Origin of the sequence: Pseudoalteromonas agarivorans (assembly GCF_024518735.1) — a bacterium.
GTDB classification, from domain to species: domain Bacteria; phylum Pseudomonadota; class Gammaproteobacteria; order Enterobacterales; family Alteromonadaceae; genus Pseudoalteromonas; species Pseudoalteromonas atlantica.
Genome location: NZ_JANIGJ010000017.1, coordinates 1 through 25,139 on the forward strand (window position 1 = coordinate 1; position 25,139 = coordinate 25,139).

Consider the following 25,139-nt stretch of genomic DNA (forward strand, 5'->3'; position numbering starts at 1 on the left):
TGAACCTGGGAATGCCAGGATCAAAACCTGGTGCCTTACCGCTTGGCGATATCCCAACAAAGAATTAGCTGATTATTTTAGTTCTTATCGAGAACATGGTGCGGAAGGAGAGACTTGAACTCTCACATCCTAAGATACTGGAACCTAAATCCAGCGCGTCTACCAATTCCGCCACTCCCGCATTTTTACTTTGAATAATCAAAGAAAGGTAGTTATTTTAAACTCTTCATTGAGCTGCAATTTAACTCTTGCAGAGCCACTTCTAAAAAAGAAATGGTGGCTAAGACGGGATTTGAACCTGTGACCCCATCATTATGAGTGATGTGCTCTAACCAGCTGAGCTACTTAGCCATTGTTGGCTGGGATACCAGGATTTGAACCTGGGAATGCCAGGATCAAAACCTGGTGCCTTACCGCTTGGCGATATCCCAACAGAAAACAATTGATAGTTTAGTTCATATCAGAACATGGTGCGGAAGGAGAGACTTGAACTCTCACATCCTAAGATACTGGAACCTAAATCCAGCGCGTCTACCAATTCCGCCACTCCCGCATTTTCACTTTGAATAATCAAAGGAAGGTAGTTATTTTAAACTCTTCATTGAGCAACAAAAGAAAAATGGTGGCTAAGACGGGATTTGAACCTGTGACCCCATCATTATGAGTGATGTGCTCTAACCAGCTGAGCTACTTAGCCATCTCTTTTGTTATCACTTCATCGCTGAGTGCGGGGCGTATTATGCTGATATGACCCAAATCCGTCAACACCTTTTTTGCAAAAAAACACTTAACAGGGTTTGTTTGCAGGAAAATTAAGCTAAGAGGCTAAATTTTAATAAATTTGCTGTTTTTTTAACTGTAAATCAACTGTCAAAGTACACTAAGTAATAACAACTTAAAACCGTTAATATAAAAACTGCTGAGTATTTCAGCAGTCGCTTTGCGATCAAGTTGTATTAAAGCCGAGTTTATTGGGTATTTTAGCTATTGAATGAAGTTATGATACTTAACAACCAGGCTATTCAGTCATTTTAAGTAGGCATAACTTGCACTAGTTGCGTTAAAAATACATATTAATCACCGCGCGGGGGGAGTTGGTAGGGCAATTTGCTTACTACTGATGCGTATTTCTTACGTTAAATAAAGTATTTAACTTAGCTCGTTAGTATAATACCAATCCGTAATAAGACTTATATCATTTTGCGGGACTAAACGTGTCGCTATCTGTGTTAATAAATTATTTTAGAACAACTAAATAGCGAATTTTCCTAGCTATCAACAGGTTTTTCTATCTTCAAAATAGATCGCTTAATTATGCTAATTGCTATAAAAAGCCAAAAATGATTAAGGCCATTTGTCTTTTGGATAAAAATTATTTGGGTAAAGGCATAAAAAAACCCGCATTAAGCGGGCTTTTATAAACAGATTGTTTAGGCGTAATTATACGTTGAACAAGAAGTTCATTACATCGCCATCTTTAACAATGTACTCTTTACCTTCTTGACGCATTTTACCGGCTTCTTTAGCGCCACCTTCGCCATTAAAGGCAATGTAGTCGTCATAAGCAATGGTTTGTGCGCGAATAAAGCCACGTTCAAAGTCGGTGTGAATTTTACCAGCCGCTTGCGGCGCAGTTGCACCTACTGGAATAGTCCACGCGCGTACTTCTTTTACACCTGCAGTGAAGTAGGTTTGTAAATGTAATAGCTCGTAACCCCCGCGAATAACACGGTTTAGGCCTGGTTCTTCTAAACCTAGGTCTGCCATAAATTCAAGCTTGTCTTCTTCATCTAGTTCAGAAAGCTCAGATTCGATTGCAGCACACACCGGAATTACTACAGCATCTTCAGACTCTGCAATAGCACGTACACGGTCAAGGTGTGGGTTATTTTCAAAGCCATCTTCAGCTACGTTAGCAATGTACATAGTAGGCTTAATAGTTAAGAAGTTAATTGAGCTAATTGCTGCTTTTTCTTCTTTAGTAAGCTCTAAAGAGCGAAGTGTTAACCCTTCGTCTAAGTGTACTTTTACTTTTTCAAGTACTGCATTTTGCTCTTTAGCGTCTTTATCGCCGCCTTTCGCTTTTTTAGCGTTACGGAAAATTGCTTTATCAGCGCTGTCCATATCGGCAAGTACTAATTCGGTATTGATAACGTCAATATCGTCAGCAGGGTCAATAGTACCTGCAACGTGAATTACGTTTTCGTCTTCAAAACAGCGAACTACATGGCCAATTGCATCCGTTTCACGAATGTTTGCTAAAAATTGGTTTCCTAAACCTTCACCTTTTGATGCGCCTTTTACTAAACCAGCAATATCAACAAATTCCATACTAGTAGGTAGAATACGTTGAGGATTTACAATTTTTGCTAGCTCGTCTAAGCGAGGATCGGGTACCGGTACTACACCTGTGTTAGGTTCGATGGTACAAAAAGGAAAGTTAGCGGCTTCAATACCCGCTTTAGTTAGTGCATTAAAAAGCGTTGATTTACCAACATTAGGCAAGCCAACGATGCCACATTTAAAACCCATAGTAAGATACCTTGTTAAGATTCGTTTAAACGATTATGGTTTAAAAGAATGTAGTCTGTTTTGTGCTTTTAACACACCATCTTTTGCAAGTATTTCCATACAACGAACTGCTTCATCAACCGCTGCATCCATTTTTTCTTGGTCTTCTTTGGCTGCTTTTCCAAGCACCCAACCGGTAACCATTTCACGATGCCCTGGATGACCGATACCTATGCGTAAACGCATAAAATCTTTTTGGTTTGCCATTTTTGCAATAATGTCTTTTAAGCCATTATGACCGCCATGACCGCCACCTTTTTTAAGTTTGGCAACGCCTGGGTCTAAATCCATTTCGTCATGGGCAACAAGTATGTTTTCCACGGGGATTTTGAAAAAATTGGCTAAACTACCGACCGCTTTACCACTTAAGTTCATGTAGGTGGTGGGGATCAATAATTTGAATTCTTGGCCTTGGATGATCACTTTGCCAGTTAGGCCGTGATATTTAGGATCGTGTTTGAGCGTGCAGTTGTAGCGTGCTGCGAGTTCTTCAATGAACCAAGCACCTGCATTGTGGCGTGTGTTTGCGTATTCGGGGCCTGGATTAGCCAGGCCCACAAGCATTTGAATAGAATTCAAGGTGCAAGACCTTAAATATTATTCAGCAGCGTCTGAAGCTTCTTCTTCAGTAGGAGCTGCTTTGTTAGCTTTGATTGTAACTACTGACAGGTCGTGGCCTTCGCCTTTACCTAGTTCAACAGACTGAACACCTGAAGGAAGTTCAAGGTCAGAAATGTGAACTGAATCACCAACTACTAAATTAGAAACGTTAACTTCAACGAATTCTGGAAGTGCTTTAGGAAGACAAGAAATCTCAACTTCAGTTAACTGGTGAACAACAGTTGCGCCAGCTTTAGTAACTGCTTCTTCACCGATGAAGTGAAGAGGAACTTTAGTTACTAATTTGTGAGTTGCATCTACACGTTGGAAATCAAGGTGAGTGATTTTTGGCTTGAATGGGTGACGTTGAATATCTTTTAAGATAGCTTCAACAGACTCGCCGCCAACATTTAGCGTAAGAATGTGCGTGTAAAAACCTTCGCTTTCTTGTGCTTTTATCATGTCTTTATGAGCAAGAGTAAGCGATACCGCTTCTTTATCTGCACCGTAAAGGATAGCAGGTACTTTGTCTTCGCGACGTAGGCGGCGGCTCGCACCAGTACCAGTTTCTACGCGAAGTTCAGCGTTGTAAGTATAAGTTTCGTTAGACATAATGTCTCCAATAATTAAAAGTGTTAGGGCCTTTGCGACCAAGGTCCCTACCCAAAAGGCGCGCTATCATAACACCGCCCCCCGATAAAATAAACAACACATACAAAAAAAGCGCCAAAAGGCGCTTATATGTTCCAACGAATGTGTGATTTTAGTGTTCAAACATCGCTGAAATAGATTCTTCATTGCTGATGCGACGAATTGTTTCGGCTAACATGTCAGCAAGAGTCAGTACTTTTACTTTATCAAGCGCTTTTAATTCATCAGATAACGGAATTGAGTCAGTTACAATTACTTCATCAATTACTGAGTTACGAATGTTCTCTGCAGCTTTGCCAGATAAAATAGGGTGCGTTGCATAGGCAAATACGCGTTTAGCACCGTGTTCTTTAAGTGCTTCTGCGGCTTTACATAAAGTACCACCGGTATCAATCATATCATCTACGATAATACAGTCGCGGCCTTCAACATCACCAATAATATGCATTACTTGAGAAACGTTAGCTTGAGGGCGACGTTTATCAATAATAGCAAGGTCTGTGTCGTGAAGTAGTTTTGCAATAGCACGGGCACGTACTACACCACCAATATCTGGTGATACTACAACAACGTCTTCAAACTCACGCTCTTCCATATCTTCAAGTAATACAGGGCTACCAAATACGTTATCTACTGGTACGTCAAAGAAACCTTGTATTTGCTCAGCGTGTAAATCAACCGTAAGAACGCGGTCAACACCTACACTTGATAAGAAATCGGCAACAACTTTAGCGGTAATTGGAACGCGCGCAGAACGTACTCGACGGTCTTGACGTGCATAACCAAAATAAGGAATGACGGCAGTAATACGACCTGCTGATGCACGACGTAGAGCATCAACCATAACGATAAGTTCCATTAGGTTATCGTTAGTAGGGGCACAGGTTGATTGCAAGATAAAAACATCCGAGCCACGAACATTTTCATTTATTTGAACACTGATCTCACCGTCGCTAAAACGGCCAACAACAGCATCGCCTAATTCAATATACAAACGTTTTGCAACTTTTTGAGCTAACTCAGGTGTTGCGTTACCAGCGAAGAGCTTCATGTCAGGCACGGTAGGGTTCCTCAGGCACTGAATTTTTGGACTAACGGGTAAATAGGTAAAACCCACTACGCGTTAACTTATGATTACTTGTACGTTACTTCATTGATCGAATATGGCGGCAAGCTCCGTATGAGCAGGTGAGACATTTGCGCTAGAAGCAACAAAACCCTGCCAAGTATGGGGGAGGTTATCAAGTACATCTTGTGCTTGAACTTGGCTAGCAAATTCGACAAAACAACATGAACCTGTTCCGGTCATCTTCGACGGGGCGTATTTTAGCAACCACTGCAGGGTTTTTTCAACCTCGGGGCAGAGCTTTTTAACTAAAGGCTCACAATCGTTGGTTAATTTATGGGTTCGCCAATCACCTGAAATTTTTGGTGTATCGCGTTTTAAATCTGAGTGAGTGAATATTTTAGCGGTACTGACATGCTGATTAGGGTGCACAACGCAATACCATTTTTGTTCAAGCTCTACGTCAACCAATTGTTCGCCAATACCGTGTGCTATGGCGCTTTTACCACGAATAAATACCGGCACGTCGGCGCCTAATTGCAGGCCTAAGTTTGCTAATTCATCAATATTTAGTTGTGTATTCCACATTTTATTAAGTGCAAGTAACGTGGTGGCTGCATCGGATGAACCGCCTCCCACGCCACCACCCATAGGTAAACGTTTAGTGAGATTTATTTTTACACCTGATGAAATGCCACAGTGATTTTTAAGCAATAACGCGGCTTTATAGATGAGATTATCGCAATCTGCTATGCCTTTCGTATCACCTGTTATTAAAATAGTAGGGGCTTCGTTAACTGAAAAGTCGAGTGTGTCGCCAAAATTTAAAAAGGTAAATAAGGTTTCTAGTTCGTGATAACCGTCATCACGGCGCGCATTGATGTGTAAAAATAAGTTAAGTTTTGCCGGTGCAATGACCGAAAAAGCTGTTTTAGTATTCATACTTAATTAAATTGCCAATTGTAGAGTTGAATTTTGATTTTAATTTGCTGATGTTTTAGCGTGACATTGCCAGGAACCCAAAAGCCACCTTGCTGTTTATAGTTTGAATACGTTATTTGCCACTTTTTATTGCTGTTATCGTACCAAATAAGTTGTTGTGCACGGCCAAGTTCGTCTACTTTTAATGTTTGCGACATTAACGTGCCTTTTAACCAGTTATCAGCGTTATCAACTGGAAGGTCAAAACCGGTTAAGCGTTTTAATAATAACGCGGCGTTAGTATCTGTGTATGCTTTATCGTCGTAATCAAGTACCGCACCTGTGCGGGTTTGTTTAAGCGACAATATACGAGTACCAATAAACGTAGTGAGCACTAAGTTGTTTTGTTTTTCGTCTTGTTGCCAATTTAAGTTTGCAGATTGGCGCTCATCAGGGCTTATAAACGCTAATTTACCTTGTGCTTGCCAGGTTTTTTGCGCTGCTAAGCGTGGTTTCCAATCATCGTAAAGCGTTGTTTTTGTATCAATTTGGTGGGCGCAGCCCGCTAAAAACAAAAAAAGAGTGAATAAAATTAAATAATGTCTAATCAAATGTTGTTCCTTACTTTCCATATTCCGCTGATTTTTGGTAAAATTGCCGCCTTTAAAGTAGGGCGCAGCAATATTTGGCAAATATGACCATCATAGCACTTGGTATAAATCACAAAACCGCATCCGTAGAATTACGTGAAAAAGTGGCTTTTTCGCCTGAGCAAATGTCTGAGGCGCTCCAGCAATTAAGCGGTCATGCCGACTTTAACGAAGCCGTTATTGTATCTACCTGTAACCGTACAGAAATCTATTGTAGCCTTGAGCAGTCAAATTCCCAAGCACTGCTAGCATGGCTTGCCAGTTTCCATGGTTTGGATGAACACGAACTGAGCAAAAATATATATTGCCACCAAGGTGATGCAGCCATTAATCATTTAATGCGTGTTGCGTGCGGCTTAGATTCATTGGTATTGGGCGAGCCGCAAATTTTAGGGCAAATTAAGCAAGCTTATCATAGCGCCAAAACACACGATGCCGTAGGCGTTAAGTTTGATAGGTTGTTTCAAAAAACCTTTTCGGTAGCTAAGCAGGTCCGTACCGACACCGATATTGGTGCCAGTGCTGTGTCGGTGGCGTTTGCAGCGGTTAATTTAGCAAAACATATTTATGGCAAGCTTGATAAAACCAATGTGTTATTAATTGGTGCCGGCGAAACAATAGAGCTTGTAGCTAAACATTTATATCAAAATGAGCCGCAACAAATTACGGTTGCCAACAGAACCATTGAGCGTGCACGCGGTTTAGCGCAGGAAGTGTCAGCCGATGTGATTGCGCTGGCACAACTACCTGAGCGTTTACACAAAGCCGATATTGTTATTAGCTCAACCGCCAGTACGTTACCAATAATAGGTAAAGGGGTGGTGGAGCAAGCATTAAAACAGCGCCGCCATAAACCTATGCTGTTTATTGATATTGCCGTACCGCGCGATATAGAAAGCCAAGTAGGCGAGCTTGACGCAGCCTATTTATATTCCGTTGATGACTTACAAGCCATTGTAAGCGAGAATATGGCCGCGCGTGAACAGGCGGCAGAACAAGCACAATTAATAATAAGCGAGCGCGTAAAAGAATTTGAAATGTGGGTTCGCTCTCTCGATTCGGTTGATTTAATTCGCCACTACCGAAACGACGTACAAACCATTAAGTCAGAACTTGTTGAGCGGGCGGTTAGTCAGCTAAATACAGGTAAAGACGCAGAAAAAATTATATTAGAGTTGGCCAATAAATTAACCAACCGCTTAATGCACGCGCCTACCCGTGCAATTCAAGATGCGGCTAAAAAAGGTGAAGTGGCACAACTAACTCAGTTGAAAAAAATGTTAGGTATTGATCAGGAATAACAGTTAAATGAAAGAGTCTGTATATCGTAAATTAGAAACCTTAGTAGAGCGCTACGAAGAAGTACAAGCGCTACTGAGCGATCCGTCGGTCATTAGTGATCAAAACCGCTTTCGTGCTCTTTCAAAAGAATACTCTGAGCTTGAAGAAATTGTAAAAACATTTTTAGCATACCAACAAGCGCAAGACGATGTAGCGACTGCTGAAGAAATGTTAAAAGATTCAGACCCAGATATGCGTGAAATGGCGCAAGAAGAATATAAAGAAGCTAAAGCGCAAATTTTATCATTAGAAGATGAGCTACAAGTGCTTATGCTTCCTAAAGATCCTAAAGATAACAACAATGTATTTTTAGAAGTACGTGCGGGTACCGGTGGTGACGAAGCGGCTATTTTTGCAGGCGATTTATTTAGAATGTACAGCCGTTACGCCGAAACACAAAAATGGAAAGTTGAAGTGGTGAGCACCAACGAAGGTGAACACGGCGGCTACAAAGAAGTTATCGCAAACATTAGCGGTGAAGGTGTGTACGGTAAGCTTAAGTTTGAATCGGGCGCTCACCGTGTACAACGTGTACCAGAGACTGAGTCGCAAGGGCGTGTACATACCTCTGCGTGTACGGTCGCAGTAATGGCCGAAATTCCAGAAGCTGAAGCCATTGAAATAAACACCGCCGATATAAAAGTAGATACCTTTAGAGCCTCGGGCGCCGGTGGTCAGCACGTAAATAAAACCGACTCGGCAATTCGTATTACTCATATTCCAACGGGTGTTGTGGTTGAGTGTCAGGATGAGCGTTCGCAACATAAAAACCGTGCTAAAGCGATGTCGGTACTTGCCGCGCGTTTACAGCAAGCCGAAGATGAAAAACGTCATGCGGCTGAGGCCTCTGAGCGCCGTAACCTAGTGGGCAGTGGTGATCGCTCTGAGCGTATTCGTACTTACAACTACCCGCAAGGGCGTATTACCGATCACCGTATTAATTTAACGCTTTATCGCTTAAACGAAGTGGTAACTGGTGATTTAGGCGCAATTATCGATCCATTAATGCAAGAGCATCAGGCTGATTTACTTGCCGCAATGGGCGATGAGTAATTGTGAACCACACGCTTGAGCAGGCAATAGCGGTTGGTGCAACTAAACTTGCACCAACTAGCGACAGCGCTAAATTAGACGCACAAGTACTGCTATTACATATTCTTCAAAAACCCCGCAGTTACTTATTTACCTGGCCAGATAACCTACTTAGCAGCGAGGAACAGCGCCAATATGATGAATTTTGTGAACGGCGTTTAAATGGTGAACCCGTAGCGCATATTATTGGCCAGCGCGAATTTTGGAGCTTAGCGCTCGAGGTGAATGCCACGACGCTTATTCCTAGACCTGATACCGAGACACTCGTTGAGCAAGCTTTAGCACTTACCGTGCCTGAGCAAGCAAAAGTGCTTGATTTAGGCACTGGCACCGGCGCTATTGCACTTGCACTTGGTAGTGAAATGCCAACATGGCAAATTACAGCAGTCGACAAAGTAGCAGATGCGGTGGCCTTAGCGACTCGGAATCAGCAGCGTTTAGCCATTAATAATGTGCAAGTTAAGCAAAGTAACTGGTTTAGCGCGCTGAAAAATGAGCAGTTTAATTTAATTGTGACCAACCCCCCGTACATTGAACACGACGATAAACATTTAAAAGAAGGGGATGTGCGCTTTGAACCTCTTTCTGCGTTAGTGGCCGATGAGGCAGGAATGGCTGATATAAAACAAATAATTACACAATCACGTGACTATTTGCTCCCTAGTGGCTATCTTTTAATAGAACATGGTTTTGAACAGGGTGAAGCTGTTCGGCATTTGTTTAAGCAAATGGCGTATATAAATATTAAAACAGTAAAAGACTTGGGAAATAACGATCGTGTAACGCTCGCACAGTGGCCTTAATTTGATAATAAACAGCCATGATTGTGTGTTCTATAAATGCATTAAGGAACCTTTAATATGATGGGTGATTTTTTATTTTCAGATGAGCCAGATGAGTTAGAAAGTGAAGTAGAGCTTGGCACTTGGAAAGTATTAATCGTTGATGACGAACCTGAAGTTCATGCTGTTACAAAGCTTGCGTTGAGTGATTTTGAATTTCAGAATAAACGTTTAGAATTTTTAAGCGCATACTCGGGCGCTGAAGCAAAAGAATTAATAAATGCGCACCCAGATGCCGCTATTGTACTGCTAGATGTGGTAATGGAAACAGATGACGCTGGGTTACAGGTTGCTAAATTTATTCGCGAAGAAGCTAATAATAATCATATTCGCATTATTTTAAGAACCGGTCAGCCTGGGCAGGCGCCTGAACGCCAAGTTATTATTAATTACGATATTAACGACTATAAATCGAAAACAGAGCTGACAGCGCAAAAGCTGTTTACTGTGATTATGTCGAGCTTACGCTCGTATCGCGATATTATTTCTATAGAGCAATCTCGCGAAGGGCTTGAAAAAATTATTGTTGCCTCGCGCGATATATTTGCCACACGTTCAATAGAACAGTTTATTGAAGGGGTGATGCAGCAACTTACCTCGTTATTAGGCATTGCTGATCAAGCGGTGTATGCCACTACGTTAGTGGCGCAAAATACGCAAGAAAATAGTAACGATAAGCTAATAGTACGCTCTGGTACCGGTGAGTTTGAGCAAAGCGAGGGTAAAGAGTTAGATGCGGTGCTGCAAAACGAGCAACTAGAGGCGTGTCATCAAGCACTTAAAGATAAAAGCATAATTTATAAAGATAACTACTTATTTGCTTATTGTAGTAGCGAATACAATCACAATTCGATGTTATTTATATCGGGGATCCCTAAAAATATAACCGATACGCAACGTAATTTAATTGAGATTTTTTCGCAAAATGTACAACTAGCATTTGAGAACGTGCAACGACAACAACGTTAATCGTTACTATAAATTTAAAAAGCACATAGCCTTGCGACTATGTGCTTTTTAGTTTGTGAGGCATAATAGCCAAAGCAGTGCGTAGGGCTTGGTATTATACAAGCCGCGATAATACTTAATCATGTTGAGGGGCTAAACATGTTGCTATCAGCGTTAAAAAATTCTTATTTAGAACAACTAAATAGCAAATTTTTTGCCTAGCTATCAACACGTTTTTCCATCCTCAAAATAGATCACTTAATTAAGCGGAATGGTATTAAACGCACTTAACTAAATTTAACAAAACAAAAAGTACTGAGGCTTATGGATTATTTAGCAGTAAAACACTCACACATGGCAATTGCTATGCTAAGCGTTATCTTATTTTACATCCGCTCTTTTTCGCGTATGGGCAGTGGCAAGCTTGCCAAAAATAAACTGGTTTTTATTGGCAGTCACAGCATTGACACTTTATTACTTATTTCTGCAATAACATTGGTGTTCATGGCAAAAATAAACCCCTTTGAGCAACTATGGTTATTAGAAAAAATAGTGCTTGTAGTGATTTATATTGCGATAGGTATTATTAGTGCTAAACAAACTAATACGCTGCCAAAAGTTATGTATGTGGTAGTTAACACGCTTGTGATTTTAGCGATAGGGTATTTGGCAACGGCAAAATCGCCGCTACTTTTATAATAGCTACTCTGTTGCAAGTTAAGTGTCGGTGCGTGTATATGCTTTTTAAACACGCACGATACTTATAAGTATGGGACTTAAACCCCCAAGGAACTTGAGTAACAGTTAATACACCTTTGCCCGTCTCATAGCCTTCACCATTTTTCAGCCAGGCTGGCCTACTCCTTTTACTATAAAGCACACCTCTGGGGTATAATTACGGGTGGGAGCTTCGCTGTATTGGTAACTATCCGCAAAATTAGGTAAACTACGCCTTCGTTTTTTAATAAATGTTGTAGTATTGATGACCACCCTCGGGTATGACGAACACGACGAATCTTATTTAGATGATGCATATGATGAATTTACTCCACCGCCACTTTATCGGTGTATTAATGCAGAGTCGAAATGGGACCCTCAAATAGATTTAGCGCCAACTTTTTCTGTATTAACTGACTTTGAGCAGCAGATCACTGCTATGTGCGCAAAGCAAAAAGACCCACACGATAGATTAGAAGCCCTTCTTGATATTTTTTATAGCAAATGGCTATTTAGTGCCTCTGGGCTAAAGGTGCCAGAGCATAAAATAAATAGCTTAAGCTATACACTCACTATGCGCAGCGGCTCTATAACCACATTAGGTATTTTATTGAGCCATTTGCTTGAGCAAGCGCAATTAGATGCCAGTGTGTGTATTAATCAGGGCGATATTAGCGTGCATGTCGCAATAAGTGATGAAGAAGGCTACATTATTGAGCCTAGCAGTGGGCAACAAAGCTGGTACATCATTCCTGAAAATGCGGATGAAGAAAATGGCCAAGAGCAAGAGCCACTTGAACTTATTTATAACGATGAAGTTTATAAATTGTTTTTAGCGCAGCAAAAATGGTCGTTTATTAGCGAAAATAAATTTGGCCACGCGCTGGTATGTGTTGAGTTGCTAATGGAGCTATTAGGCGATGACCCGTACGAGAGACGCGACAGAGGTTACTTACTCAATCAGTTAGATTGTCCTAAAATGGCACGCGATGATTTACAGTTTTTTATTGATGAGTGCCCGGACGATCCGGCAATTGAAATTATTCAGCATCAACTAGAAGAACTTGAAGATAATAATAAAACACACCATTAAGAATAGGAACAAATATGGCTGATACTCACACTGCATTAATTACTAATGATGCTGTTGTACTGGGTTTGCTTGCTATAATTTTAGGGTTCATTTTTAAAACCTCTAGCAGCGAAAACCCCAAACTAAAAGCATTTTATAAATATGTACCAGCATTATTGCTGTGTTACTTTTTACCTTCTTTACTCAATACGTTTGGCATTGTAGATGGGCATAGTTCAAATGTTTACTATGTTGCTTCGCGCTATTTGCTGCCAGCATGTTTAATCTTACTTACCATTAGTATTGATTTAAAAGCGATTATTAATTTAGGCCCCAAAGCGCTAATTATGTTTTTAGTGGGCACGCTGGGTATTGTGATTGGTGGGCCTTTATCTATTTTAGTGGTTAGTGTATTTAGCCCTGATTTAGTAGGCGGCCACGGCCCAGAAGCTGTTTGGCGTGGTATGACAACGGTTGCCGGCAGCTGGATTGGCGGCGGCGCTAACCAAGCTTCAATGAAAGAAATGTTTGAAGTGGGCGGCGATATATTCTCGGTTATGGTGACCGTTGATGTGATTGTCGCGAATATTTGGATGGCTGTTTTATTACTAATGGCCGCAAACCATAAAAAAATTGATGCCGCAACAGGGGCTGATACAACCGCCATAGAAGATTTAAAAAACCGTGTTGAGCAATACCATGCAGAGCATGCCCGCATGCCGACACTCAATGACTACATGACCATTATTGCCATAGCATTTGGTATAACGGGGCTAGCTCATTTTTGTGCCGACTTTTTAGGGCCGTTTTTTGCAAACAATTATGCGTGGGCTAAAGAGTACAGCTTAAACAGTAAATTCTTTTGGCTAATTGTTATTTCAACCACTATTGGTATTAGTTTATCATTTACTAAAGTAAGGCAAATAGAAGCGTTTGGCGCATCAAAAGTTGCTTCAAGCTTTTTATATATTTTAGTGGCATCAATTGGCTTACATATGAACGTAACCGCTATATTTAGTAACCCTGGGTTATTTTTAATTGGGGCTATTTGGATGCTAACACACGCAAGTTTAATGCTGATTGTAGCCAAACTAATAAAAGCCCCGTTATTTTATATGGCGGTGGGCTCGCAAGCTAACGTTGGTGGCGCTGCGTCGGCGCCTGTGGTGGCTTCTGCGTTTCACCCTTCGCTTGCGCCAGTGGGCGTTTTATTAGCTGTACTAGGGTATGGTGTAGGTACATATATGGCCTACATTTGTGGATTAATGATGCAAGCAGTTGCACCTTAAGGAATTTAAATGAACAACCAAGTAATTAATATTAATAACATTGAGCTGGCAAACGACAAACCATTTGTATTATTCGGTGGTATGAATGTTTTAGAGTCGCGCGATTTAGCAATGCGTATTGCAGAGCACTATGTAGAAGTAACGTCTAAATTAAATATTCCTTATGTATTTAAAGCCTCGTTTGATAAAGCAAATCGCTCATCAATAAATTCATACCGCGGCCCTGGTATGGAAGAAGGCTTAAAAATATTTGAAGAGATTAAAAATACCTTTAATATTCCGCTTATAACCGATGTGCACGAACCACACCAAGCAGCGCCTGTTGCTGAAGTGGTTGATGTAATTCAGTTACCTGCATTTTTAGCACGCCAAACCGATTTAGTGGTAGCTATGGCTAAAACGGGTGCCATTATTAATGTGAAAAAACCACAGTTTTTAGCCCCACACGAAATGCGTCATATCATTACTAAATTTAATGAAGCAGGTAATGATAATGTGGCACTGTGTGAGCGCGGCTCAAGCTTTGGCTACAACAACTTAGTTGTTGATATGCTAGGTATGGATGACATGAAAGCCATGGCACCGGTTATTTTTGATGCCACCCATGCACTACAGCGCCCAGGCGGGCGAGCAGACTCTGCTGATGGACGCCGTGCACAAGCTGCCGAGCTTGCTCGCAGCGGCATGGCACTGGGCATTGCGGGCCTATTTATTGAGGCTCACCCTAACCCTAATGAAGCAAAGTGTGATGGCCCGTGTGCATTGGCACTTAGCAAGCTTGAAGGGTACTTATCGCAAATGAAAGCGGTAGATGATTTAATTAAAAGCTTTGCACCACTTGATACAAGCGCAAGCGATTTATAATTTAACACCTATTTAGGTAATAGTTAAAAAGCGACTTAGGTCGCTTTTTTTATTCCATTAATATACACACACAACGATGCTGTATATAATCTTACGCATAAGAAAAACTAATTCTAAGCTTGGTTACTATGTCAAGACGAGTCCCCCCATTAAACGCACTTAAAGCTTTTGAAGCCGCGGCACGCCATTTAAGCTTTACTAAAGCAGCAGAAGAGCTGTATGTAACGCAAGCGGCAGTGAGCCATCAAATTAAAACCCTTGAAGAGCATTTAGGCTTGAAATTGTTTTTACGTAAAAATCGCTCGTTATTATTAACCGAAGAAGGCCAAGGCTACTTTTTAGATATTAAAGAAATTTTTACCCAGCTGATAGATGCCACCGAAAAGCTACTTGCTCGCGGTGCAAAAGGCTCGCTTACCGTAAGTTTAACCCCGAGTTTTGCAATTCAGTGGTTGGTACCTCGATTAAGTTTATTTAACGAACTCCACCCCGAAATAGATGTGCGTATAAAAGCGCAAGACCAAGACGAAAACTCGTTAACCGATGATGTAGATATTGCTATTTACTACGGCCGAGGCCACTGGAGTGGGGTTCAAACTTACAAATTGCACACCGAGTATTTAGTGCCTTTATGTAGCCCACTGTTATTAAGCGGGCATAAACCGCTTAATCAACCGAGTGACTTAGCCCAGCACACCTTGTTACACGATACCACGCGCCGTAACTGGAAAACCTGGATGAAAACGGCGGGTGTACGTAATGTACAAGTGAATCAAGGCCCTATATTTAGCCACTCATCAATGGTGCTCCAAGCCGCGGTGCACGGTCAAGGTGTAGCAATAGGCAATAGTGTGCTTGCCAAACCCGATATTGACGCGGGACGTTTAGTGATCCCATTTAGCCACAGCTTAGAGAGTAAAAACGCGTATTACTTAGTGATTAGAGAGTCGCAAACAGAGCTGGGTAAAATAGTCTCGTTTAAAGATTGGATGCTGAGCTTAGTTGAACAAGAACAAGAGTATTAATAATGATTGAATGGTTTAAAAGCGCAACGCAGCCGGCTATTGCACAGTTTATATTTGCGCATGGTGCCGGAGCTGGATCAGATTCTGATTTTATGCAGCATATGGCTAAACTCATTAGTGCGCAGGGTATTGATGTAGGTTTATTTGATTTTGAATACATGCAAATTGCTAAACAAACACAAAAACGTAGACCGCCAGAGCGAGCCCCTAAACTGTTAGCTTATTACGAGCAAGTACTAACAAATGCGCAACCTAATTTACCGTTATTTATTGGCGGCAAGTCGATGGGCGGGCGTATGGCGTCTATGCTTGCTTGTAGCTCTACACAACCGATTGCAGGTGTATTAGCGTTTGGCTATCCGTTTCATCCGCCCGGTAAGCCAGAAAAGCTACGCACCGATCATTTTGCAGACATACCTTGCCCGTTTTTAGTCTTACAAGGCGAGCGAGATACCTTTGGCACCCGTGAAGAGCTTAAAACACTTTCTATGCCAAAACAGCCAAGTTATGTGTGGCTTAGCGATGGCGACCATTCACTTAAACCACGCAAAAAAAGTGGTGTGAGCGAGCTGCAAAATCGTGAAACTGCAGCGCTTGAAGCAGGGAAATTTATAGCCAATAGAGTGGAGCAATTATGATTAAATTATTTTTACTCACGGGCAGCTTTTTTTGCATGCTGTCGGTTATGTTAGGGGCATTTGCCGCGCATGGCTTAAAAAGCCGTTTAACTGAGTATTCACTCGGGGTATTTAAAACCGCAGCTGAGTATCAAATGGTGCATGGTTTAGCGCTTATAGCCGTGGCGATTCTTATTAAGTGGGGTATTAATTTAACCGTGGCGGGAGGTTTTTTTATTGCCGGTACACTGCTTTTTAGTGGCAGTTTATATTTATTAGCCCTAAGCGGCATGAAGTGGTTAGGCCCAATAACCCCATTAGGTGGGTTATGTTTTATAATTGGTTGGGTTGTTATTTTAGTGCAAGTTGCACGATTTAAGTTTTAAAGAGTTTAAGGGTTAATATGTCTAGTGTTGTGATTTATTGTCGTAGTGGTTTTGAAAACGATGCGGCTGCTGAAATAACGTTTCATGCTGCCGAGCAAGGTTTTGCTGGCTATGTAAAAGCCAAACCAAATACCGGCTACGTGATTTATGAATGTTTTGAAGCGCAACACAGCGACGAAATAATCAAAAAGGTCGACTTTAAAAATATGGTATTTGCGCGCCAGTGGTTTGCTGGCACGTTAATCGAAAATATGCCGGTAGAAGATAGGGTCACTGCATTAAAAGAAGCCGCAAAGGATTTTCCTTTGTGTAGTGAGTTGCGCGTAGAAACTCCCGATACTAACGAAGGCAAAGAGCTGCTTACCTTTTGTAAAAAAATATCAACGCCGTTAAAAAAAGCACTCGAAAAACAAAACACGGTATTGCGTGAGCCAAAGGCAAACCGCCCGGTAATGCATGTACTATTTTTAGCAAACAATGCCGCGTATGTAGGGTATTCGTATAGCTATAATAATTCGCCGTTTTTTATGGGCATTTTACGTTTACGCATGCCAAGTGACGGACCGAGCCGCTCAACGTTAAAACTTGACGAAGCCTTTAATGTTTTTATCCCTGAAAAAGAGCGAGAAGCGCGAGTACAACCAGGCATGCGAGGGGTTGATTTAGGTGCTTGCCCAGGCGGTTGGACCTATCAATTAGTACGCAGAGGCATGTTTGTTAGCGCAATAGATAATGGCCCAATGAACGATAATTTGATGGAAACAGGCCAAGTTAAACACTTTAGAGCCGATGGTTTTAAATACCGCCCAGAAAAAAGAAATATTAACTGGTTAGTGTGCGATATGGTGGAAAAACCAACCAAAGTGACTAATCTAATGATTGACTGGGCAGTAAACGCATACGCCAAAGAGCTGATATTTAATTTAAAGCTGCCTATGAAAAAACGCTTTGATAGTGTTTATGAATGCCTAACGATGATCAAAGAAGAGCTTACTAAGTACGGTATAACCTATGAGTTGCAAGCTAAGCATTTGTATCATGATCGTGAGGAAATCACCGTTCATTTAAACGTTGTTAAGGTGCCCCAAAATTTGTATAGCTAAATCATAGAGGCATAAAAGTGGTATTAAATAATGTTTATAAATGGCTAGGATTACTTTTTTTATCACTTTTAATAGCCGGTTGCGGCGGCGGTGGCAGCGATAGTGACGCCACCGATAGTGGCTCAACTGGCAATACCGCCCCTACTGTGAGTGTTGATGTAAGCAGCAGCGTTATTGTTGCTAACCAAACCTTTACTATTACGGCTCAGGCAAGCGATAGTGACGGGCAGGTGTCTAGTTATCAATGGCAGCAGCTGTCGGGGCCTGAATTTACCTTTACTGCCAATGGCAACATACTCACAGCAACGGCCCCCAGTGTAGAAAGCGACACTGATTTTAGTTTTTCGGTGCTAGTAACCGATAATGACGGCGCCACTACAGAGCAAGTGTTTTCTGGGACTATCACGGTTCAAAATACGCCTCCCACAGTTAATATCACAGGCCCAAGCAGTGCACTGGCTAATACCCAAGTGAGTTTAATTGCTAATGCACAAGACATAGATGGCACAATTAGCACCATAGTGTGGGTACAATCTGCTGGCTCCTCCATCGAATTTAGCCAAACTGAAGGTGAATTAAGCTTTACCGCCCCAAATGTAAGTGAAAGTGAAACGCTTGGTTTTAGTGTTACTGTAACCGACAATGCCGGGGGCACTGTACAAAGCAGTGCGACGGTACTTATTACGCAATTAAATAGCGCACCTAGTGTTACCTTAGCTGGGCCTGACGAGGCAATGCAAAATGAGTCATTGACAATAACAGCTACAGCGCAGGACAGCGATGGCACCATTAGCGAGCTAAGCTGGCAGCAAACAAACGGCCCCGTGGTCGAATTTACGCAAACCGACTCCAGCATTACGTTTAATGCTCCAACGGTTGCTCAAAATACCAATATTACCTTTTTAGCCACCGTTAGAGATAACGACGATGCAACTAATAGCGCCCAAAAAACGGTGATTGTGGTGCCGCCTAACAATCCGCCTGTGGCAGATGATGTAACCGTTGAGGTGCAATATAACTTAAGTGCTGAATTTAATTTGACGGTAAATGATGCCGATGGCGATACGGTACAAATTACTTTTCCAAATGATCTAGAAGGGGCGCAGGTGAGTGTTATTGATGCCCAAGCGCTGCGCTTTAGCTATACACCGCCTGTAAATAGTATTTCTGCAAAAAGCTACACACTGACTGCTAGTGATGGTGAAGACAGCACCAACTTTTTGCTTAATACGACAATTATTGATACCAGCGCTGCAACGGTGACAGAAATAACGCCTAATGGGGCAGATGAACCGGTATTGGTTGACATCCCCATCAGCATTACGTTTTCAGATGTGATGCTGAGCAGTTCGTTAACCGTAAATAGTAGCGCGGGGAGCTGTGAAGGCAGTGTTCAGGTATCAAGTGATGATTTTGCAAGCTGCGTTGCACTTAATGTAGAGAGCGTATCTGGTGCGCCTGATGAGACGAGTGACTATTTTAAAAACGTTAACTTAAGCGCTGATTTTTCAGAAAACACGCTTTACAAAGTGCGTGTAAATGACCAATTAGTTAATTTTTCTGGTACTGCTGCGACAGCAGGCCAAGTGAGTGAATTTACCACCTCAACCCAAGATTTAAAAATAACCGAACTCATATCGGTGCAATTTACTAATGATACGCCCTGGGTAGAGATTTATAACGGCACTGGAGAGGCTGTTAATTTACAAAACTATTCATTAAAAACGCGCGCAATTAATATGCTTGATAGCTCAGTGAGCGCAGAGCAAGTATTTACATTACCCAACAAAGTATTAGAAAACGGCAGTTATATTTTACTGCAAAGTCGTTTTGGTGATGAGTTTTTAGCAAGTGCGGCACTTAATAACCCTAAAATTGTGCTGGTGGGTAACCAAAGTGATGCGCTACGTCCTTACTGGTATATAAATGGCTTTGCAGAGTTATTAAATAGCGCCGCCACACAAACAATCGACTTTGTTAAATTTGGTAATTCTACCCAGCAACCGGTTAGTGCCACGCAATGGCAAGGCGATAACGCACCACAAATGCAGGCCGAACAAGGGTCAAGCTTAAAACGTGCGCTTAATGCAACAGATACTAATCAAGCAAGTGATTGGGTTTACTCAGTGTTTAATACGCCGGCAGGGCAAAATGATATTAGCTGTGATACCGATACAGATTTAGATGGGATCCCTGATTGCAGTGAGCAAGAAGGCACAACATTTGGCGGGCTGCCTTTATATGAATGGGGCGCACGGGAAAATCAAAAAGATATATTTATAGAAATTGATTATATGGACAGTACCGATATAGGTATTACGCCACAGCGTACAGCATTAGAAAAAGTAGTAAGCGTATTTGCAAGTAACGGTTACACAGTGCATTTTGATGTAGGCGATTTGTTTGACCAAAGCACAGGTATTTCCACCGCTAACTTTGATTTAGGAGGCGGTACAACCGTACCGTTTAACAGCTACACGCCCTTTGAATATGACCAAGGTACCGCTAATTTATTTGCCTATAAGATGGAATATGCCGATACAACGCGCCGCCCAATTTTTCATTATTTATTAATGGCAAACAGTGGTAACGAAGATGGCAGCATTAGTGGCTCGGGTATTGCCGAAATAAATGGTAATGACCTAATGCTGACTATGGGCGGATGGGGGTTATCCGTTGATGATCAAACATCACAAAATGTGACGAATAATTACCAAGCGTCTACTATTTTTCATGAGTTGGGGCATAATTTAGGGCTTTATCATGGCGGCGACGAAGAAGTGAACTTTAAGCCAAATCATTTAAGCTCAATGAATTATCTATATCAATTAACGGGGCTTGCAAGCATAGGTAATAACGAAGGTGATCGTTATTACGACCGGTTTTATACCAACAACATTAACTGCGACCTTGTGCCAAATACCAATAATCAAACAGGATCAACGGATGATTTTATCATTGATTATTCAAACGGCAGCGCTGCAAATATAAATGAAAGTGCTATTGATGAAAGCGCAGGATTAAACAGGCCTGGCTCTGAGGCGGTCGATTATAATTGTAATGCAATTTTAGGCGATACATTAACTAACTTTGATGCAAACCAAGACTCGCAAATTACTGTATTAACGGATACCGATGAGTGGAGCATGATTAACTTACAGTTTTACTCACAAAGTGCAGGTAACCGATTTGGTGTGGCAAATACGATGAGCCATAAGCTGTATCAACAGCAGCGTGTTCAAGCTGTTTCTACTTCATTGCCTAGCTATATAAAAGAAGCAGCGCCAAGCGAGGCTATAATTAATCAAATTAAAGCAATTAAAGAGCGCTAAATGAGCTACCGATTTATAAAAGCTGCACTTTTACAAGGAGCTATTATTTGTTTAGTTGCTGCCTGTAGCCAAGGCGCTATTAATAAAGCCAGTAGTAGCCATAGTAGTGAATGGTTACTAACTGATGCGCTTTATTATAATAACAAGCCAGTAAATTGGCAGCAAAGGCGTGTAAACGGGTGCAGCACGTGTTTAATACAAAACGACTCTGTACTACAGCCCGAGGGCATAACGCGTTTTAATACGCTTTATAAAGATGGGGAGTGGGTTGCAGTACAGGAGCAAAGCAGTTTAAATGTTATAAGGTTAAAACTGCCTTTGCACACCCCCTATTTGTATGTTGAGCAATTAGGAAACGGTGAACTTAAATTGTTTAATCAGCAACACACTTATAAAACTAAAATAGGCGAAGTCATTAACATTACTTTTAAAAAGCAGTTATTCTCGATAGTGATCACAGCGTTTACTTTACAAGATGAAAAAAGTGCAGCACTGCCAAGGCGCGCAAGACTAAATTACACTGCACTTAAGTTGATATAGATAAAATAAAAGCACCAAAAGGTGCTTTTATTATTTGCCGTAGTGTTATTTAGCCCGCTCGGTATTTAGAGCGATAATTATCTACCCACAAACGAGTAGCGCCACACACAGCAACGGGCATAACAATTAGGTTAATAAATGGGATTGCAGTGAGCAGCATAACAGCAAAGCCAAAGCCATAAGATAAACCTTGTTTAGACTTTAAATCGTCTTTCATTTGCTTAAAGCCTACTTTATGGTTATCGAAGGCAAAATCTTTGTATTGCACAGCATACATCCAACATGTAAATAAAACCCATAACACTTGTCCAATAACGGGTAAAATCCACAGTAAAATAAAAAAGCCAATAGCGCGGGGTAAGTAATAGCAAAGCTTTGTCCACTCTCTGCTTACCATGCGTGGAATGTCTTTTACTAAATCAGCTAAACCGTCGTCATTTATTTTTTGACCCGTTAAATAAAGCTCTACTTTTTCGCTGAGTAGTCCGTTAAAAGGGGCCGCAATAAAGTTGGTTATGACCGTAAATAGCATGCTGTAACTAAATAGCACCACAAGCACGGCAATGGGCCACATTAACCATTCAAGCCAGCTTAGCCACTCAGGTAACATGTTGTTTATATAATTAAAGCTGTCGCTTAACCAACCAAATAAAAAGAATAATGAACTACCAAACAATAAAATATTAAGTAAAAGTGGAATAAGCACAAAGCGCTTAAGGCCTTTTTGGCTAATTAATTTAAAGCCTGAAAAAAAATATTCCATACCTTGTATGATCTGCACAGTAACCTCAAAAAAGACTCATATCTGCATGCAGTATAATTAGACTGATAATTTTGAACAGCCTTTTTAAGTAACAAAGTGTTAAACCTGCAAAATTTTTAAAAAGTTTTAGAGTGTGTTGGCTGGATTGTTTTTGTTATGGATGTTTATTTTTTGTTGCAAAATAATGTAGGCTTAACGCATACTAAAGTTGTTTTTTAGCTATTTTATTAAAAAACAATTTCCATAATCGTAATAATAAAACTCGCGCTGTAAGTTTATTAACTATACTCATTTTAAATATATGAACTAAGAGCAGGAATTTGTTGATGCACTGCACTTTTTAAAGTGCGTAGCAACATAAAAGTACCTAGATGCATGGTGAAGTATGAATACTGCAAAACTAAAACAATTGTTATCTCACCAGCAGGATATATTATCTAAAATCGCGTTAGGCATTGCCTTAGACGATGTTTTACAAGATATTTGTTTAGCTATAGAGCAAGTTATTGAAGACAGCTCTGCAAGATGCTCAATACTGTCTTTAACAGGTAATCAGTTATTTCATCGTGCTGCCCCAAATATTGACGATGAATATTTAAAGGCTATAAATGGTGTGTTTATAGGCCCGAATGTCGGGGCTTGTGGCACCGCGGCTTATAAAAATGAGCAAGTTATTGTGCAAAATATTGACCTTTCGCCCTTGTGGGAAGGTTACAAAGATTTAGCGCACAGCTACGGTTTATATTCTTGTTGGTCAACCCCGATTATTTCAACCACCAGTGAAATATTAGGCACTTTTGCTATTTACCACGGCGCCCCTAAAGCACCTACACAGCAAGATTTAGAACTCATTGACTATTTTGTACACTTTTCTAGCATAGCACTAGAAAAAAGCGCAGAGTCGCTCAAAGCTAGGCAGCTAGTGGCAGACCTGCAAAAAAGTAATGAAAAATTTAAAGCATTTACGCAAGTGATGCCCGATCTTATTTTGATTTTGAACGAAGAGGGCGTCTATACCGATATTTACGGTACCTCGAGTGACTTATTACTTGAATCGCCTACCGACTTAATTGGTCAAAATGTGCAAGACTTGTTCCCAGTTAAAGATGCCGACATGATCATGGGGATTATTAAAAAAACCATTCTCACCAATGAAATGCAAATATTTGAGTACGATTTAGCTGTGCCCAAAGGCCACATAACCTTTGAAGGAAGAGCGGCTGCACTTACTAACTACCAGCCAGAAAAACCAGAACTTAAGCACGTAGTGTGGATGGCAAGAGATGTGACCCTTCGCAAAAAAGCCGAGCAAGAAGTTCAACGGCTTGCGTTTTTTGATCCACTAACAGGGCTCCCTAATAGACGAATGCTCAGCGACAGCCTAGCAAAGTGTGTGGAGCGTATTAAACGCACCAAAAAAACGGGCGCATTACTGTTTTTAGATGTTGATAACTTTAAAAGAATAAATGATTCATTAGGCCACGGAGCCGGAGATCAAGTATTAATAGAATTAGCAAAACGCTTAGGTGGCGTAATACGATCATCTGATACTTTAGCTAGAGTGGGCGGTGACGAATTTATTATTTTACTCGAATACATTGGCGAGCATAACCACCAAGCCTGTATTGAATCCGAAATAGTCGCTAAAAAAGTACAAGGCGTGTTTAATGATAAGTTTGCAATAGGAGAGCTGGCATTTCAAGTTAGCTGCAGTATAGGTATTTGCTTAATTAACGAAGAGCACACAGCCACCGATAACATATTAAAATTTGCAGATACCGCCATGTACCGCTCTAAGGCAAAAGGTGGCAATAGCTGCAGCTTTTATGACCCTAAACTGCAAACTTTACTCGAAAACCAAGCCGAATTAGAAACGGATATTGTAAGAGCAATCGCAAATAACGAATTTTGTGCGTATTTTCAGCCGCAAATTAGTATGCAAGGGAAGATAGTAGGTGCAGAAGCTCTGATAAGGTGGATACACCCTAATAAAGGGGTTATTGCGCCTAATCAGTTTATTCCTATTGCAGAGCAATATGGCCTGATTCAAAAACTGCAAAACATAGTGCTTCGCAATATATGCCGCCTTATTAATCAACTTAATGAAAAAAACATGATAGATGAGCACTTTAGCGTATCTATAAATATTAGTCATATACAGTTTAATTCTGCGCAGCTTACCCGTGAGCTCTGCTCTACAATTAAAGAGTTCAACATAAAACCGCAGCATATTAAACTTGAGATCACCGAAACCATGCTATCGGGCGATATTGACAGCACAATAAAGCAAATGACGGAGCTACAAGAACAAGGTTTTGTGTTTTCTATTGACGACTTTGGTACAGGGTATTCCTGTTTAGCCCATTTAAATGCTTTCCCCGTACAGGAAATAAAAATTGATAAAAGCTTTATCGATAAGATTTTAGATAAAGGCAAAGGCTTTAATATTGTTAATACGATTATAAGCCTGGGCAAAAGTTTAGACATTACTGTTGTTGCTGAAGGTGTAGAGCAAGAGGCGCAATTTGAGTTACTAAACTTGCTCAATGCAGATTGTATACAAGGCTATTTAGTCGCAAAACCTATGAATGCCAGTAATTATATTAAGTGGCATGCTCATCAATTAAAAAAGCAAAGCCTAAGTGCTTAGCAGGCTGTGCGTAGTTTTTGTAAATTAAGCTAACGTTTTAATAAAGCTATTTTTACCTTATTAAAACATTTTGTTTAAACAACACTAGGAACACGCGTA

At 40.9% G+C, this 25,139-nt stretch carries 21 protein-coding genes, 5 tRNA genes and 1 pseudogene; 15 read left to right on the forward strand and 12 right to left on the reverse strand.

The genetic code is table 11. The annotated features are described in order from the left end of the window. Nucleotides 1-96 precede the first annotated feature (96 nt). From NQT65_RS19590 to lolB, 11 genes are all read right to left on the reverse strand, one after another. A tRNA-Leu gene (locus NQT65_RS19590) sits at nucleotides 97-181 on the reverse strand. Between the two features lie 93 nt (nucleotides 182-274). Continuing rightward, nucleotides 275-351, reverse strand: a tRNA-Met gene (locus tag NQT65_RS19595). 5 nt (nucleotides 352-356) lie between these two features. Next, nucleotides 357-431 (reverse strand) — tRNA-Gln (locus tag NQT65_RS19600). Between the two features lie 37 nt (nucleotides 432-468). Further along, a tRNA-Leu gene (locus tag NQT65_RS19605) sits at nucleotides 469-553 on the reverse strand. Nucleotides 554-620: 67 nt separating this feature from the next. Continuing rightward, nucleotides 621-697 (reverse strand) — tRNA-Met (locus NQT65_RS19610). A 743-nt stretch (nucleotides 698-1,440) separates the two neighbouring features. After that, on the reverse strand, nucleotides 1,441-2,532 hold the full coding sequence (gene ychF, locus NQT65_RS19615; RefSeq protein WP_004588829.1) for a redox-regulated ATPase YchF: 1,092 nt from the start codon (nucleotides 2,530-2,532) through the stop codon (nucleotides 1,441-1,443). A 33-nt stretch (nucleotides 2,533-2,565) separates the two neighbouring features. Then, nucleotides 2,566-3,150 carry an aminoacyl-tRNA hydrolase gene (gene pth / locus NQT65_RS19620; RefSeq protein ID WP_024033868.1) on the reverse strand — a complete coding sequence of 195 codons (585 nt, stop codon included), beginning with the start codon at nucleotides 3,148-3,150 and terminating at the stop codon, nucleotides 2,566-2,568. A gap of 18 nt (nucleotides 3,151-3,168) precedes the next feature. Beyond that, the gene (locus tag NQT65_RS19625; protein ID WP_004588831.1) at nucleotides 3,169-3,783 is read right to left on the reverse strand and encodes a 50S ribosomal protein L25/general stress protein Ctc; all 615 of its coding nucleotides are present in this window, start codon (nucleotides 3,781-3,783) and stop codon (nucleotides 3,169-3,171) included. A 151-nt stretch (nucleotides 3,784-3,934) separates the two neighbouring features. Further along, a complete protein-coding gene (locus NQT65_RS19630; RefSeq protein ID WP_004588832.1) occupies nucleotides 3,935-4,882 on the reverse strand; it encodes a ribose-phosphate pyrophosphokinase in 948 nt (315 codons plus the stop codon). Between the two features lie 90 nt (nucleotides 4,883-4,972). Next, the gene (ispE, locus tag NQT65_RS19635) at nucleotides 4,973-5,830 is read right to left on the reverse strand and encodes a 4-(cytidine 5'-diphospho)-2-C-methyl-D-erythritol kinase (RefSeq protein ID WP_256851891.1); all 858 of its coding nucleotides are present in this window, start codon (nucleotides 5,828-5,830) and stop codon (nucleotides 4,973-4,975) included. A 2-nt stretch (nucleotides 5,831-5,832) separates the two neighbouring features. Beyond that, nucleotides 5,833-6,420: a lipoprotein insertase outer membrane protein LolB gene (lolB, locus tag NQT65_RS19640; RefSeq protein ID WP_256851892.1), complete on the reverse strand. Its 588-nt coding sequence runs from the start codon at nucleotides 6,418-6,420 to the stop codon at nucleotides 5,833-5,835. 83 nt (nucleotides 6,421-6,503) lie between these two features. On the opposite strand from lolB, the gene hemA reads away from it, so the two are divergent. The 14 genes and pseudogenes from hemA to NQT65_RS19710 all read left to right on the forward strand — a co-directional run bounded on the left by hemA (nucleotide 6,504) and on the right by NQT65_RS19710 (nucleotide 21,627). Beyond that, nucleotides 6,504-7,760 carry a glutamyl-tRNA reductase gene (gene hemA / locus NQT65_RS19645; protein ID WP_004588835.1) on the forward strand — a complete coding sequence of 419 codons (1,257 nt, stop codon included), beginning with the start codon at nucleotides 6,504-6,506 and terminating at the stop codon, nucleotides 7,758-7,760. Between the two features lie 7 nt (nucleotides 7,761-7,767). Then, nucleotides 7,768-8,853, forward strand: coding sequence for a peptide chain release factor 1 (gene prfA / locus NQT65_RS19650; protein WP_004588836.1), 1,086 nt, complete (start codon nucleotides 7,768-7,770; stop codon nucleotides 8,851-8,853). Between the two features lie 2 nt (nucleotides 8,854-8,855). Beyond that, on the forward strand, nucleotides 8,856-9,695 hold the full coding sequence (prmC, locus tag NQT65_RS19655; protein ID WP_126007648.1) for a peptide chain release factor N(5)-glutamine methyltransferase: 840 nt from the start codon (nucleotides 8,856-8,858) through the stop codon (nucleotides 9,693-9,695). A gap of 57 nt (nucleotides 9,696-9,752) precedes the next feature. After that, a pseudogene (locus NQT65_RS19660) lies at nucleotides 9,753-10,694 on the forward strand (DUF3369 domain-containing protein); the annotation flags it as partial. A gap of 312 nt (nucleotides 10,695-11,006) precedes the next feature. Continuing rightward, nucleotides 11,007-11,381, forward strand: a complete 375-nt coding sequence (locus tag NQT65_RS19665; protein ID WP_256851893.1) for a SirB2 family protein — start codon at nucleotides 11,007-11,009, stop codon at nucleotides 11,379-11,381. A gap of 283 nt (nucleotides 11,382-11,664) precedes the next feature. Next, nucleotides 11,665-12,492 carry a tetratricopeptide repeat protein gene (locus tag NQT65_RS19670; protein ID WP_004588840.1) on the forward strand — a complete coding sequence of 276 codons (828 nt, stop codon included), beginning with the start codon at nucleotides 11,665-11,667 and terminating at the stop codon, nucleotides 12,490-12,492. A gap of 14 nt (nucleotides 12,493-12,506) precedes the next feature. Then, the gene (locus NQT65_RS19675) at nucleotides 12,507-13,760 is read left to right on the forward strand and encodes a DUF819 family protein (RefSeq protein WP_256851894.1); all 1,254 of its coding nucleotides are present in this window, start codon (nucleotides 12,507-12,509) and stop codon (nucleotides 13,758-13,760) included. 9 nt (nucleotides 13,761-13,769) lie between these two features. Next, nucleotides 13,770-14,624, forward strand: a complete 855-nt coding sequence (gene kdsA / locus NQT65_RS19680) for a 3-deoxy-8-phosphooctulonate synthase (protein WP_054983446.1) — start codon at nucleotides 13,770-13,772, stop codon at nucleotides 14,622-14,624. Nucleotides 14,625-14,752: 128 nt separating this feature from the next. Further along, nucleotides 14,753-15,649, forward strand: coding sequence for a transcriptional regulator GcvA (locus NQT65_RS19685; protein ID WP_004588843.1), 897 nt, complete (start codon nucleotides 14,753-14,755; stop codon nucleotides 15,647-15,649). 2 nt (nucleotides 15,650-15,651) lie between these two features. Beyond that, on the forward strand, nucleotides 15,652-16,287 hold the full coding sequence (locus NQT65_RS19690; RefSeq protein WP_126007642.1) for an alpha/beta family hydrolase: 636 nt from the start codon (nucleotides 15,652-15,654) through the stop codon (nucleotides 16,285-16,287). Next, nucleotides 16,284-16,652: a DUF423 domain-containing protein gene (locus NQT65_RS19695; RefSeq protein ID WP_024034182.1), complete on the forward strand. Its 369-nt coding sequence runs from the start codon at nucleotides 16,284-16,286 to the stop codon at nucleotides 16,650-16,652. The genes NQT65_RS19690 and NQT65_RS19695 overlap by 4 nt, the downstream gene beginning before the upstream one ends. 17 nt (nucleotides 16,653-16,669) lie before the next feature. Further along, nucleotides 16,670-17,755 (forward strand): 23S rRNA (cytidine(2498)-2'-O)-methyltransferase RlmM, encoded by a 1,086-nt coding sequence (gene rlmM / locus NQT65_RS19700; protein ID WP_138685611.1) that lies wholly within the window; start codon nucleotides 16,670-16,672, stop codon nucleotides 17,753-17,755. Nucleotides 17,756-17,772: 17 nt separating this feature from the next. Next, entirely contained in the window at nucleotides 17,773-21,087 is a 3,315-nt protein-coding gene (locus NQT65_RS20270; protein ID WP_256851895.1) for a PKD domain-containing protein, read from the forward strand. Next, nucleotides 21,088-21,627: a hypothetical protein gene (locus NQT65_RS19710; protein ID WP_256851896.1), complete on the forward strand. Its 540-nt coding sequence runs from the start codon at nucleotides 21,088-21,090 to the stop codon at nucleotides 21,625-21,627. A gap of 49 nt (nucleotides 21,628-21,676) precedes the next feature. Here the strand turns inward: NQT65_RS19710 and cysZ are convergent, their stop codons facing one another. Next, nucleotides 21,677-22,390, reverse strand: coding sequence for a sulfate transporter CysZ (gene cysZ, locus NQT65_RS19715; protein WP_276537929.1), 714 nt, complete (start codon nucleotides 22,388-22,390; stop codon nucleotides 21,677-21,679). Nucleotides 22,391-22,775: 385 nt separating this feature from the next. On the opposite strand from cysZ, the gene NQT65_RS19720 reads away from it, so the two are divergent. Next, the gene (locus NQT65_RS19720) at nucleotides 22,776-25,040 is read left to right on the forward strand and encodes a sensor domain-containing phosphodiesterase (protein ID WP_256851898.1); all 2,265 of its coding nucleotides are present in this window, start codon (nucleotides 22,776-22,778) and stop codon (nucleotides 25,038-25,040) included. Nucleotides 25,041-25,139 lie beyond the last annotated feature (99 nt).